At 62.8% G+C, this 11,657-nt stretch carries 11 protein-coding genes and 2 tRNA genes; 1 reads left to right on the forward strand and 12 read right to left on the reverse strand.

Annotated elements, in window-relative coordinates; all coding sequences use genetic code 11:
- Positions 1–17: 17 nt before the first annotated feature.
- Entirely contained in the window at positions 18–668 is a 651-nt protein-coding gene (locus tag HAHE_RS01885; RefSeq protein ID WP_338688105.1) for a hypothetical protein, read from the forward strand.
- A 33-nt stretch (positions 669–701) separates the two neighbouring features.
- Here the strand turns inward: HAHE_RS01885 and aat are convergent, their stop codons facing one another.
- The 12 genes from aat to HAHE_RS01945 all read right to left on the reverse strand — a co-directional run bounded on the left by aat (position 702) and on the right by HAHE_RS01945 (position 11,173).
- The gene (gene aat, locus HAHE_RS01890; RefSeq protein ID WP_338688107.1) at positions 702–1,280 is read right to left on the reverse strand and encodes a leucyl/phenylalanyl-tRNA--protein transferase; all 579 of its coding nucleotides are present in this window, start codon (positions 1,278–1,280) and stop codon (positions 702–704) included.
- On the reverse strand, positions 1,277–2,674 hold the full coding sequence (xseA, locus tag HAHE_RS01895) for an exodeoxyribonuclease VII large subunit (RefSeq protein WP_338688109.1): 1,398 nt from the start codon (positions 2,672–2,674) through the stop codon (positions 1,277–1,279). The genes aat and xseA overlap by 4 nt, the downstream gene beginning before the upstream one ends.
- 44 nt (positions 2,675–2,718) lie before the next feature.
- Positions 2,719–4,293 carry an MGH1-like glycoside hydrolase domain-containing protein gene (locus HAHE_RS01900; protein WP_338688112.1) on the reverse strand — a complete coding sequence of 525 codons (1,575 nt, stop codon included), beginning with the start codon at positions 4,291–4,293 and terminating at the stop codon, positions 2,719–2,721.
- A 32-nt stretch (positions 4,294–4,325) separates the two neighbouring features.
- Positions 4,326–6,074 carry an arylsulfatase gene (locus tag HAHE_RS01905; protein ID WP_338688114.1) on the reverse strand — a complete coding sequence of 583 codons (1,749 nt, stop codon included), beginning with the start codon at positions 6,072–6,074 and terminating at the stop codon, positions 4,326–4,328.
- Positions 6,075–6,103: 29 nt separating this feature from the next.
- Positions 6,104–6,499, reverse strand: a complete 396-nt coding sequence (locus HAHE_RS01910; RefSeq protein ID WP_338688115.1) for a DUF2721 domain-containing protein — start codon at positions 6,497–6,499, stop codon at positions 6,104–6,106.
- Between the two features lie 10 nt (positions 6,500–6,509).
- The gene (locus HAHE_RS01915; protein ID WP_338688116.1) at positions 6,510–7,271 is read right to left on the reverse strand and encodes a hypothetical protein; all 762 of its coding nucleotides are present in this window, start codon (positions 7,269–7,271) and stop codon (positions 6,510–6,512) included.
- A gap of 2 nt (positions 7,272–7,273) precedes the next feature.
- Positions 7,274–8,800: an RtcB family protein gene (locus HAHE_RS01920; RefSeq protein ID WP_338688118.1), complete on the reverse strand. Its 1,527-nt coding sequence runs from the start codon at positions 8,798–8,800 to the stop codon at positions 7,274–7,276.
- Position 8,801: 1 nt separating this feature from the next.
- Positions 8,802–9,383 (reverse strand): GNAT family N-acetyltransferase, encoded by a 582-nt coding sequence (locus tag HAHE_RS01925; RefSeq protein WP_338688121.1) that lies wholly within the window; start codon positions 9,381–9,383, stop codon positions 8,802–8,804.
- Between the two features lie 45 nt (positions 9,384–9,428).
- Positions 9,429–10,202 carry a slipin family protein gene (locus HAHE_RS01930; RefSeq protein ID WP_338688123.1) on the reverse strand — a complete coding sequence of 258 codons (774 nt, stop codon included), beginning with the start codon at positions 10,200–10,202 and terminating at the stop codon, positions 9,429–9,431.
- 159 nt (positions 10,203–10,361) lie between these two features.
- Positions 10,362–10,418: transfer RNA gene (locus tag HAHE_RS01935), tRNA-Phe, on the reverse strand.
- Positions 10,419–10,505: 87 nt separating this feature from the next.
- Positions 10,506–11,084 carry an HNH endonuclease gene (locus HAHE_RS01940; RefSeq protein WP_338688125.1) on the reverse strand — a complete coding sequence of 193 codons (579 nt, stop codon included), beginning with the start codon at positions 11,082–11,084 and terminating at the stop codon, positions 10,506–10,508.
- 14 nt (positions 11,085–11,098) lie between these two features.
- Positions 11,099–11,173 (reverse strand) — tRNA-His (locus HAHE_RS01945).
- Positions 11,174–11,657 lie beyond the last annotated feature (484 nt).

Consider the following 11,657-nt stretch of genomic DNA (forward strand, 5'->3'; position numbering starts at 1 on the left):
GCGCCTAGAAAACCCGGGTGGATGACCCTTTCACTCCGCTGGTAGCCCTCGTCGAAGCACTGGTCGCGTTGCTCGGCGCACTCGTGGAGGGTCTGTTCGCGCTCATCGAGTTGCTGGCTCTCCTGATCGAGCTGCTCGTCTGGGGAATCCTGTGGATCGTCGGCAAAAGGCGGCCGCGACCGTCCAAGCGACACCTTTCCCGTCCCAAGTTCCTGCAGAGGCGGGCCCGAACACTCTGGATCTACCTGATCATCGTCCTCTTGGGAGGCACCGTCTTCGGTGGCTTCAAACTGTGGGAAAACGTCTGCACGGTTCCGGTCGTCGTGAAGCGCGAGTCGGGCGAGCCGATCGCGAACATCACAGTGGAGTGGATCGATGACTCCGGAGAACCACGCCGCGAGCAACTGAAGAAAGGACGCACCCGCTACACGAAGTGGTCATGGGACCGGATCAGGATCATCGACTCCCGGTTCCTTGAAGCGACCGTGGACCTGACCAAGGAGCCTCAGGAGATTGTCGCGATTGCCACCACTCGTGAGGCGCTGAAGGAAAAAGCCCTCGAAAAGGCCAGCGGTGCCGCGGCCCGGCTTTTGAGAGCGGCTTTCGACGAGGCCGCCTCTGCCCGTGAATACCCGGTTGGAAGCCAGGAACCCGAACGGGACGAATGAATCACCCGGGACCGCGACTTTCGCTTCAAGCCCCTAGGTCTCCCGCTCCCCTCTCTGAAAAGCCTCGTCGAGCATCGCCAGATACTCCGCCCGCGGCACTTCGTAGCCACCGAACTGGCGGAGATGGTCGGTCATCCACTGGGTATCGAGGAGGATGCTTCCCTTTTCGCGCAGCCACTCGACGAGATGCACCAGCGCGATCTTCGACGCGTCGGTCTTCCGGGAAAACATACTCTCGCCGAAGAACGCACGCCCGAGACGGACGCCATACAGTCCACCTTGCAGACCGTCTTCGTCCCAGCACTCGATCGAGTGCGCCCAGCCGAGTTTGAAGAGCATGACGTAACTCGCGATGATGTTGTCGTCGATCCACGTCTCGTCACGCTCCGCACAGGCCTCCATCACCTCCTTGAAGGCCGTGTCCATCCGGATCTCGAAGGGCTGCTTCTTCAGCGCCCGCCGCAGCCCCTTGGGAATGCGAAAGCGATCATCGAGCGGAATCACACCACGCATGACGGGCGAGAACCACGAGATCTCACCATCGTCCGACATCGGGAAAACTCCCTGCGCATAGGCGCCGAGCAGAATTTGGGGCGGGATCGGCTGGTTCATTGGCCGCCGCCGGACTCCGTCCTCTTGACTTCACTGACGACTTCCCCGTCGCGAAGCTTGGTTCGCAACTCCCCGCCTTTTTTCACCTGATCGACCGAGCGCACGACCCGCCCCTCGGCATCGAGGGTGATCGAAAAGCCACGCTCGAAGGCCGACTCCGGTCCAAGCGCGCGCAGCATGCCGGAGAGACGCTTCAGTTGCTGTTCGCGGTCGGCGAGGCCCGCCTGTCCGGCACGCGCCAGACGGCCGGCAAGTCCCCGGGCGAGTTCCGCCTGCTGGGCCAGCAGTCTCTGCGGGTGCCGCGATTCCAGAGCGCGTCGCAGCGACCGGACATCGATCACCTTCTCGCGCCAGACTGCCTGGGCCGCGACATTCATCCGGTCGCGCAGGGCATCGACCTTCATCGCAGGCTCGCGCAGCAGCCGCTCGCCGCCGCGGGAAAGAACGCCGCGCTTGGCATTCTCGAGCACAAGCTCCAAGCGTTCGACCCGCTCGGCGACACGCCTCGAGAGCCGACGTCCCAAAGTCCCGAGCCGGGTTCGCAATTCGTCGCCATCCGGCACCGCCAGCTCGGCGGCAGCGCTCGGCGTCGGCGCCCTCAGATCCGCCACGAAGTCGGCGATCGTGAAGTCAATCTCGTGACCGACCGCCGAGATCACCGGCAGCGGACAATCGGCAATCGCACGGGCAACAATCTCCTCGTTGAAATTCCAGAGATCCTCGAGCGAGCCGCCTCCGCGACCGACAATTAGCAAGTCGCAGCGGGGGATCTCGTATTTCTCCGGATCGCCCATCTGCCGGATCGCCTCGGCGATCTCGCGCTCAGCCCCCTTCCCCTGCACCCGGACCGGGAAAAGCACCGGTTCGACCCACGGCGCACGACGCTCGAGCACGTTCAGCATGTCGCGGATCGCGGCGCCCGTGCCGGATGTCACCAAGCCGATCCGCATCGGGAATGCAGGCAGCTTCTTCTTCCGTTCCGCGGCGAACAACCCCTCCGCCTCCAGCTTCCGCTTCAACGCCTCGAAACGGGCCTGGAGTTCCCCCTGGCCGGCGAGCTCCACCTTGCTGACGATGATCTGCAGTTGCCCGCGCGCTTCATAAACGCTCGGTTCGGCGAACACCCGGACCTTGGCTCCGTCATCCAGCACATCCGCTCCCGGTCGCTTGCGCGCGCCGAACATCGCGCAGGAAATCTGGGCCCGCTCGTCCTTCAGCGAGAAATACCAGTGACCGCTGCCCTGCTTGCGCAGGTTCGACACCTCTCCTTCCACCCACTGCTCGCCCAGCTCGATCTCGAGCAGGTTCTTCATCCGCCGCACCAGCTGCGTGACACTGAGCGCCTTCGGTTCCGACGGCTTGTTCGGCGAGAAAAGATCCACTCCGGAAATCATGAACGGTCGGGAGGAGGCATCAATCCCGAAGAGCCTTTGCCTGCTCAGGGGAGCTTGCCGCTCACACGCTGCAACCCGTCCGCTTCGGCGATCAGCTTGCCGTCGGCAAACACTTTCAGCCCCGCGCCGTTGCCGAACCGGCTGCCATCGCGATCCCACTGGATGGTCAACAGGCGACCGCGATAGAGCAGGTTGCTCATCCGGCACCAGTCCCAGCCGTCCTGCGGGATCAGCGGGTTGACCTCGACCACATCGTCCGCCCGCGGCCGGAGCCCGACCAACCCGGTGATCACGAGATCGCAGAAGGTCGAGTGGTTGTAGTCCTTGCCCCTTTCCTTCCCGCCCTTGCCCGGGTCCCAGGTTCCGTCTTTCCACGACTTCAACCGGGTGCGGGAAATCCAGTCGCCGGTGAGCGGGTTCAGGTTCTCATCGATCCAGCAGACCACACTGCCGTCATCTTTCTCCCGCTGGTGACTTCGGGCGTAGGTCTTGAGGACCTCCAGGTAATCCTGACGCGAGATCGCCTGCTGCGGATAATCGTTCAACACGTTCGCCATCGCCGTGAGCGTGACGCTCGTCGCGAAAGGCCAACTCGGTCCATTCCACTGGCACTCGTGACCTTCGTAGGAAATCTTGAAACCGGGATGCCTCCGCTCCGCGGTCGTCGGGCCGAACGGCGCGCGGAACCCCTTCGGATCCATCAGTTGCCGCCATGCGACTTCGCGCCCCTTCCCCTTCTCGGGAAGATGGAAATACCACGGCGTGAATCCGTGCTGTTCGCGCACATCAACCCACTCTTCGGCCTCCTCGGAACTCGCCGCGCTCCCCTTACCCGGCAGGGTCTTGTAGAACTTGTCCTTCTCGCTCCACAACCGCTCGTTGACCAATTCACGCAAGCGCTCCGCCTTGGCAGTGAACTCTTTCGCGATCTCGGGCCGACCTGCCTTGGTGGCGATCGACGCGATCGCCCGCGCGTCGCCAAACATGTAGCTGTTGATCGTCGGACGCCTGCCGCTGCCACCGACAGACACTTCCATCCCGTCGCGATCGTCAATCTGCCAGAACAGCCCGTCTGGAAGCAGGCGGACCTTCTCCCACTCCCGGTAGTTCCCAACCAACTCATCCAGCAGATCCAACGCGAGCGTGTCATCTCCACGGACCATGCAGTAGTTCAGCACCGAATCGGCGGCCCAGAAGCTGTACTGCCGCGGCTTCCCACCACCGCCGAAGTAGAAGCGGGCATAATCAGATATGATTTCGCCATCGTGCAGCCAGCGCCCTTCGCGGAACTGGTGTCCCGCCGGACAGCAGATCGTGTTGTATTTCCTAGACCACGATACCTGCGGAAGAAACTCGGTCACGACGTAGCCCTCGGGCGTCTTGCGGACGTGCTTCCGGTAGGTCCACCAGCGGAAGTAGTAGGTGCGTTCGATATCCTCGTCCGGACATTCGAAGAGCGGAATGTTCTTCCGCAAGAACGCGAGCGCTTCCGAGTTCGGGATGTTCGAATAGAGCTCTTCGTCCTCCCGGTTGAATCGCTCCACATAAGCGTCGAGCCCGGCGGCCGTTGCAGAACCGATCGCGAGGAGAAGCGACGCACCGAGAATCACCCGTTTCATGCAAAACCTATGGCAGCTCCCCATGCCACGCTTCAATCCTCGGATCGCCGCAATTCGATCCATCGCACCTCGGCCACGGAATCGCCCGGCACCTCGATCGCCTTCAACCGGAGTGTGCCTTCGCCCTCTGGCAGATCAATCTCACCCAACCGCATCGGCTTGAAATCCTTCACGAACGACTCCGACCCACCGCGATCGCTGCGGTCGCTTTCCATGCCATACAGGGGCGGGTCATGGGCCTCGGTGATGGTGGCATGCAGTTTGGCATCGCCCAGCGAGAGCTCGATCGACGAACCGACGTCGGACTCCGGGCAGGTGTAGTGTAGGATCGCTTCGTATCGACCGGCTGAGCCCACCTTGACGTGCCACTCGATCGAGTCGGACGGCTTGGTCCAGTGGGTGAAAAAGGAGCAGTTCGGAGCCCGCCCGCTACGCTTCACGCCTCCTTTCGGAACTCCGTCGCGCGCCGGAAGCCAGGTCACCGGACTGTAACCCACCGTGAAGGGTCGTTGGTCGTTCTTCAGGTTCGGTGCGACCTCGGCGAGATACTTTGTGGCGAAATCCCGCATCCTCTTCCCCTCATCCGGATACTCCGCCGTCAGGTCCTTCTTCTGTCCAGGATCCTTCATCGGATCATAAAGTCCCCCGCCTTTCACCCAGCGAAACCGCTGGCTCCGCACACTGCATCGGGCCCGCTCTCCACGACCTTGGACCGAGATCAACAGACGATCCTGCGGAGTCTCTGCCTTCCCTTCCAACGCTGGCAACAGATTCACACCGTCGAGAGGCTTCTCCGCACCCACCGACACTCCGGCCGCCGCAGCGAGGGTCGGTAGCAGGTCCACCGCACCGGCGACCGACTTGATTGCAGTGCCCGGCTTGATCCGCTCCGGCCATCGCACCACGCACGGCACCCGCACGCCACCTTCGTCGACGCTGCCCTTCGTCCCCTTCATCCCGCCATTCCATCTTGGGCCGTTCGGACCGTTGTCGGAGAAGTAGATCACGATCGTATTATCGGCGATGCCTGACCGCTTGAGACTGTCGAGCACGCGACCGACATTCTCATCGACGTTCTCCACCATCGCCAGCGCGGCGCGGGTGTGCGCTTCGCGACCGGGAAAGCCACCGTATTCCATCTCCAGCTTCTTGTCGGCGAACTTGTCGAAGAACCGGTCGGGCACCTGCATCGGCGAGTGCGGCGTGCAGTAGGCGATGTAGCAGAAGAACGGACCGCCGGTATTCTCCCCCATGAATTTCAAGGCCCGATCGGTGAGGTCGTCGGTGATGTAGCCGGCCGCCTTGAACAGCTCGCCATTCCGCTCGAGCCACGGATCGAAGTAGTGCCCCCAATGCCCCGAAGTAAACCCTTCGTAGTGCTCGAAGCCACGATCGTTGGGGTGATAGGGCGGTTGGGTTCCGTTGTGCCATTTCCCAAAGGCCGCCGTCGCGTAGCCCGCTTCCTTGAGCACATCGGCAAGCGTGCGTTCGTCGGGATTCAGCCGTTCGTCACCCGTCGACACGCCCCGCACGCCCGTGCGCGAAAAGAACCGGCCCGTGAGGAATTCGGCCCGCGTCGGGGCGCATACGGGCTGAACAAAAAAGCGGTCGAAACTCGCCCCCTGCGCCGCGAGCGAATCGATGTGCGGAGTGGAGAGGTCCCGATTGCCGTTCATGCTCAGATCCCCCCATCCCTGATCGTCAGCGAGGATGACGATCACGTTCGGAGGCTTGGCGCTGGCAGCGACGACGAGGAAGAGAGCGAGCAGGAATCGGAACATCGTCCGAGGCATACGCACCGGGGGAGTCATTACTTCCGATCCTCGATCGTCTTGAGCAGGATTCTCAGGGCGCCTCCGGAAATCCAAACCTCGACCATCAGGCACGCCAGCGAACCGCCCATCAGGACCAAGGCGGTGGCGAAACAGGGCACCGCGATCTTCTGGACCCCGGCGACCACAAGCACCATCGCGGTCACGCAGAGAAACAAGCTGACCGCCCCTAGAAACTGCATCCAACGGATCAGTACGAGGCGCTTCCTGAGATTCGAGATCTGGTCCATCAGCGTGTCGTCCCGACGTTCAAGCCAGTCGCGATGCAGTTCACGGATCAACGCTGACAGATGGAGGAAGCGGTTGGTGAACGACAGGAACAGCAAGCTGATCGCCGGAAAGAGCAGCGCAGGCGTGGAGATCTCAAGCGTCACGCCTCCCGGTCTAGCCAGCGATGGATTGGACCGCGAGCTTTAGCTCGCTCCGGAACCATACGCGAAAGGCGCGGATGAATCCGCGCCCTTCCAATTCCTCCCTGACTTCCCTCAGGTCCGCCTCGGCTCTCCGCCGATGCCGGTCGTCTATCTCAAGCCATCTTCGTTCCTCCAGCGCACGCATGAAGACCGCCTCCCCTCCGTGTCGGTCGATCCACCTTTGGATCTCGGCAAGCCGTGCCTCGGCCTCCGGTTGCACGATGCGCCGGTGGGTGACCATGAACGGTTCGATCCGTGGCACCAGCCACTCGGGATGGCTGAAGCGGACCACTCCGCCCCATCCGATCGCAATCAACGAGCGGAGATGGCCGCTGCCTTCCACGGGCCGGCGACTGGAGATCTCGAAATACCGGGTCCACCCCGGAGACTCGCAGCGACGAAGCAACTCACGCGGTTTGAACTTCAGATAGGGAGCCCATCTCATCCGGCCCGTCCATGTGAGCCAGCGCGGAGGACGGAAGTCGGAAAAGCGGGACCACTGCTCGCACTGAAAAAGGGCCAGAAGGCCTTCGAAGTCATCGAAGTCCTTCCGACCCCGTGCGGTCTCGCTCCACCGGAAGCTACGCAACCAGCCCCGCTGGTAAGGCTTCTCCAACGGAACCACTTCGGCATCGCGGGTCGCCCTCCACAATTGGCGGCGCTCCCGATGGAGAGCCCGGACCTTCTTTCGAAAGCAGTCCTTCTCCACGCGCTTGGCTCGTCGCAGACTCATCGTCACCACTCGCGCAGGTCCTGGTTCATCCGACGGCGATCCTTGCGGTGCTGGATCTGGCGCTTCTGTTTCGGCGTCAGAGGCTTTTCCCGATCACGCCAAGAGCGACCGGAATCGCCCGCCATGATGCAGCCAAGCGGACGGATCTCCGCGACGACTTCGGCCAGGCCGAACTCGCCGATCTGGGCTTTCACCGAGGCGGCGTTCTTGTAGGCACAAGGCGTTTCGCTGAGGTCCGGCTGACCGCAGAACCAACGGACGTCGATTCCCTCGGTCGAACGCTCGATCTCGGCTCGCTTGGACGCTTCGTCGGGAAACTTCCGCTTCAGAGCCGTGCGCGACATGTTCCGGCCGGCACCGTGCGGCGCGAACGAGAGGAACTCCTCGCGGTCGCCGCCCAGCACCAGCAGGATCGGCTCGGCCATGTTCAGCGGAATCAACCCGAGCTGCGGACGTCCGTCGCTGTCCTTCCACGCCGGAGTCGCCCCCTTGCCGTGGAAATACATGTCGCCACGCTGCCACACGAAGTTGTGCTCGTTGCCGACGTCCGCGACCGACGCCCCGCCGATCCGTTCGAGGAATCGGCGATGGATCGCGCGGTGGTTCGCCTTGGTCCAGAGACCGACGTATTCGAGGGCCTCCCAGTATTCGCGACCTTCGGGCGACTTTGCATCGATCCACGCCGCGGCAGGCGGGATATGGTTCCCCGCCCGCTCGGTGTGCTTCAGCGCCACCGCCTGGCCGCGCTTGTAGACGTGCGCGCCGAGCCCTCGCGACCCATGATGGGTCACGAGAACGCGGTAACGCTTTGCCTCGAGCTTCGCTGCCAGTTCGCCGTGCCCGGTCAGCCGAAGCATTGCGAGCATCGACGGGTCGACATCCACCTCACCGAGATAAGCGAAGTGGTTTCCATCCCCCTGGTCGGCGATGTGTGCATGGGCGCGGTCACGCATCCCGGTGAGGAAACGGTTGCTCCACACATCCTCGTCGAGGACCGGGTCGTGGACGAGGTCATCGAGATGACGATGGCCTTGGCCGAAACGCGTCGCCGTGGTCAGCGCGTCGAGTTCCTTCGCCACCTCACTACGGGCATCGTAGAAGGTCGCGAACATCGAGCAGCAGATGTCGGCCGAATGCGCCGACGGAATGATCGCGTTCTCAACCGCGATCGCGCCGCCAACCGGGATCACCGCCTTGCCGGCACCCGCAGGGCAGGCGTCGGGCATGATCGAGCCACGCGCGATGACCGGCACCTTGAGCAGCTCGTCCATCTTGCGACGGACCGCTTCGACGTTCGACTTCTCGTCGTCGGTCTCCGGCCGGATCGCCTCGGCGACGGGTGCCGCCTTCTTGCGCATCATCGCCTTCGGCGACGGCTTGCCGAACTCGCGGGCGAGCAGCTTCAGCGCGTACTTCTTGTCCGTGATCCCGCGCTCTTCGAGTTCCGCGAGCTTCTCGAACATCTCCTTGAAGACCGGTCCCGGCTGGTAGCCGGCGGCAATCAGGTCCTCTTGTGTCAGAATTTTCATTTCAGGTGGTTCGGGCGTTCTCGCCCGTAGTTCTTAATTCGATGGCGGCGGCCCGCCACTCGTCATCGGTCAGACCGTAGTTCACTCGGTCGTATAGTTGGTCAAAGCGGGCCGCCCTCAGCTTCTGGGAGCCTTCGTAATTCATCCCGGCCTTCTGCATCACGCGGCCCGAGGCGGGGTTGTGGGCGAAGTGGTGGGATTCCACCCGCCGCAATCCAAGTTCCTCGAAGCCGTACCGGATCATCTCCTGCAAGGCCTCGGTCATGTAGCCGCGGCCCCAATGGTCGATGCCTAGCCAGTAGCCGACTTCGGCCCAGAAGCCATTGGCTTCCGGATGGATCCCGATGACCCCGACGAATTCGCCGCCATCGCGCAACGTGATCGCGAATGTATGGAATCGGCCATCTTCTTGGGCACCAAGGATGCGCACGAGCCACTCGTCGGCGTGATGGCGTTGGTAGGGCCAAGGCACGACAGCGAGGGTTTCGACGACCCGCCTCTCCTGGAGCAAGCAGGTGATCGGCTCCGCGTCGGTGACCTGCATCGGGCGAAGCAGCAGCCGTTCGGTCAGAAAAGTTTTCATGGTTTGAAAAATGGGGAGGGAAGAGCGCCTCCCTCCCCGGGATTGTCATTTTTTGAGGAAATCCAGCCACTGCCCGGCGGCTCCGAGAGCGAGGGGCTGGGTGATACCTCCGTCGGCCCGTTCGAGCGTCTGGAGGAACTTCAGTTGCAGCAAGGCCGGGTGGGTCTCGAAGACCCTCGCGCCGTTTGCCAGCGTCCGCATTGCGGCCGCTTCGGCACGGGCCTTTTCGAGGCTGATCAGCGACTGCTGCCGCACGGTCAGTGCCTCGGTGAAGACCCGACGGATGTCGCCGGAGATCGAGAGATCCTTGACCGCGACGGACGAGACTTCGATCCCGAGTTCGGCGGACTCCTTGCGGACGCGCTCGGTGAGCGCGTCCGTCAGGGATGCCTTCCGTTCGAGCACCGCTTCCAGGTCGAGCCCTCCGATCCCGTCACGCAACGCGAGTTGCGCCGAGATGTAAAGGGCACCAACCGGATGGTCGGAAGCCGACTGGAAGACCACCGGATCGGCGATCCGGTAGCGGACGACTCCGCTGACCTTCACGCCCGCCTTGTCGGCGGTCATGAATTCCTGGCCTTGGATCGGCATGTCCTTCCAACGGGTGTCGAAAGTCAGGACTTCGTGCCCTGCCCCGACCAACCGGTGGCGGCCGGCCTCAAGCTGACGCAGCAGCTTTCCGTAGCGGAACAGCAACGTCGCCTGGTGCTGGTGAACCGTCACGGTCGTGACCAGTTTCAGCCAGACGTTCCGTGCGATGATTGCGAGAGTGAGCGCAAGCGCGCCCACGACGATGAGAATGGTGGTGAATGGTTCCATTGGTTTGTGAATGAGGGTTGGAGGTCCTCCCGCTCCACCGTTTCCGGGCGGGAAGCACCGCGTCACCGGTCGCCGCGGCGATCCGGGAGTGGCGGCCTTCACAAGGCCCGTCCGCGGCTGCCGCTTGCGGGACCGGAACGGGAGACCTCCGTGTGTTTTGGCGGGAGTCGAACCCGCGACCGTCGAGTTTCAGTCGATGCTCTACCTTCCTGAGCTACTGTTGGGATGCGACCTCCTGAGGCGGATGTGCGGAACCGATCCGGGAAAACCCTTCGCGGCCGCTTCGCTTTCGGACGTCGAGATTCATAAGAAATGATTCCAGTCTTCGATGTTCCAGAAGTTGCGGATTCTCATGGTGGCCGGAACCACCGACGGGATCCGCGGCTCCCGCAGCAACCGCAGTCCGGCTTCTTCGGGGGTCCGCGCACCCTTGCGCGTATTGATCCGGCGGTCGGCGAGCACGCAGTTCTCCCAGTGGTCGCCGCCACCGCGCGAGCGCGGCACGACATGGTCGATGTTCGCCTCGCCCGGCGAGAGCTCCCGTCCGGAATACTGGCACCGTCCGCCGTCCCGCTCCCAGATGCCCCGGAACCCGAATACCGGCCGGACCATGGGGACGCGATCGAAGCAGTTGAGCACCAGCACCGTCGGGATCCGGACCCGCCGACCGGGTGTTCCGACCGATGCGACACCTTCCGGAACTTCGAGGCCTGTCCAGTCCTCCCATTCGAGAGGCTGGAACGATCCGTTCGAAATCCAGAGTGCCCGCGCCGTGCCGGCAGCCAGGTGCGTGAAGGCACAGGCCGGGGTCGTCGCGTCGATCGCCAACCAGTGACGGTTGAGGATCAGTACGGTGATACGATGGAGAACGGGAGTGGTCATGGCTTAGGAGAAAATGGGGTGACCTGACGGATTCGAACCGACGCCGCCGCGCTCACAACGCGGGGTGCTACCGCTACACCAAGGTCAACGTTTTATCTTCCCCCGCCTCGAAGGCATAACTCTTCCGTAATCGTTTTGATATATCTTCGGTGTCTATCGAACACCTGGATACAAAACGTTGGAGCACGCCTCCGACTCGCGGAGGGAATGGATGTGGGAATGACTGATTCGGTCTCAGGACCTGTTCATGAAGAGATCGGGATGGGATCCGCGCCCTTTCCCAACGATCTCGGAGCACAAAAAACCCCGCTTCCGTTGGGAAGCAGGGCAGCGAAATCGTTGATTTTCAGCTGTCTGGAGCCGCTAGAGCGATCTCCCCCTGCTTCCGGGCATCTTTTCGACCATCGGTCCGGTCCAACCTGCCGGCAGACTCTCGGATGGCCGCGATCCATGAAGGCACGCACCCGTGAACCCGCCGCAAAGATCGCGGAGATTCGAGTCGGTAATGGGCGCTTGATACAACATGGTTCGGAATTGGGTTGGCGGGGAGATATAGATTTACCATATCCGGGT

It is taken from the genome of Haloferula helveola (assembly GCF_037076345.1).
Classification (GTDB): domain Bacteria; phylum Verrucomicrobiota; class Verrucomicrobiia; order Verrucomicrobiales; family Akkermansiaceae; genus Haloferula; species Haloferula helveola.

Excerpts from the sequence above, each read along its gene's own strand:
- HAHE_RS01920 (WP_338688118.1), bottom strand. The coding sequence starts at position 8,800 with ATGAAAATTCTGACACAAGAGGACCTGATTGCCGCCGGCTACCAGCCG.
- HAHE_RS01915 (WP_338688116.1), bottom strand. The coding sequence starts at position 7,271 with ATGAGTCTGCGACGAGCCAAGCGCGTGGAGAAGGACTGCTTTCGAAAG.
- xseA (WP_338688109.1), bottom strand. The coding sequence starts at position 2,674 with ATGATTTCCGGAGTGGATCTTTTCTCGCCGAACAAGCCGTCGGAACCG.
- HAHE_RS01905 (WP_338688114.1), bottom strand. The coding sequence starts at position 6,074 with ATGTTCCGATTCCTGCTCGCTCTCTTCCTCGTCGTCGCTGCCAGCGCC.
- HAHE_RS01930 (WP_338688123.1), bottom strand. The coding sequence starts at position 10,202 with ATGGAACCATTCACCACCATTCTCATCGTCGTGGGCGCGCTTGCGCTC.
- HAHE_RS01925 (WP_338688121.1), bottom strand. The coding sequence starts at position 9,383 with ATGAAAACTTTTCTGACCGAACGGCTGCTGCTTCGCCCGATGCAGGTC.
- aat (WP_338688107.1), bottom strand. The coding sequence starts at position 1,280 with ATGAACCAGCCGATCCCGCCCCAAATTCTGCTCGGCGCCTATGCGCAG.
- HAHE_RS01900 (WP_338688112.1), bottom strand. The coding sequence starts at position 4,293 with ATGAAACGGGTGATTCTCGGTGCGTCGCTTCTCCTCGCGATCGGTTCT.
- HAHE_RS01940 (WP_338688125.1), bottom strand. The coding sequence starts at position 11,084 with ATGACCACTCCCGTTCTCCATCGTATCACCGTACTGATCCTCAACCGT.